The sequence below is a fragment of the Pseudodesulfovibrio pelocollis genome, assembly GCF_030282845.1.
Lineage (GTDB): Bacteria > Desulfobacterota > Desulfovibrionia > Desulfovibrionales > Desulfovibrionaceae > Pseudodesulfovibrio > Pseudodesulfovibrio pelocollis.
This window is the reverse complement of record NZ_JASTWE010000128.1, coordinates 1-580: the sequence shown is the minus strand read 5'-3', so window position 1 is coordinate 580 and position 580 is coordinate 1. Positions and strand designations below refer to the sequence as shown.

Sequence of the window (580 nt, the reverse complement as noted above, 5' to 3'; positions counted from 1 at the left end):
CTAGAATGGCCTCGATTATACACCCGAACTAGGTGTTGAGATATCTCACCAACACCCAATGGCTCTTTCCACCATTTCATTTCAACAAGGTAGACATTTCCATCAAGCTCAATCACTCCATCAATTTGCTCGACAATGCCTTCATTGCAATCACCATTTAGGGTAAACGCCTCGCGAATCAATATCCCATGAGCATTGAATAAATCATTAAGAACAGCTTCAAGCGCTTTACCCCGTTCTTGTGCATTGATAATGGTAAACAGCTTCGCAAATCTGTCTTTAATGCTAACGAGCCTTTCCTTCTGTTCAACCTTCTTTTTACGTTTAGATTCAGCTTGGGCAATGTTGCTCTGCCTTTCTTTTTTTCGTTCTTGGTTGATACGAGTAAAAGAATCTTTCACATTGATCAGTTGCTGGATTTCAGAAAGCAAGCCTTTGGCAATAAGTCGATCATTCTCCCAGCACGAAGTAAAATTATCAAATTCAACTACCCGTTTGAGAACTTCACGCCTTTCCCGCAAAGAACTTTCACCACGTTCATTCAGGGCAGTCAGAATTGTTCGAGCTATTTGAAATTTAT

At 40.5% G+C, this 580-nt stretch carries 1 pseudogene; it reads right to left on the bottom strand.

Going from position 1 to position 580, the window contains the following annotated elements:
• Positions 1-580: pseudogene (locus QQS14_RS16535) on the bottom strand (hypothetical protein); the annotation flags it as partial.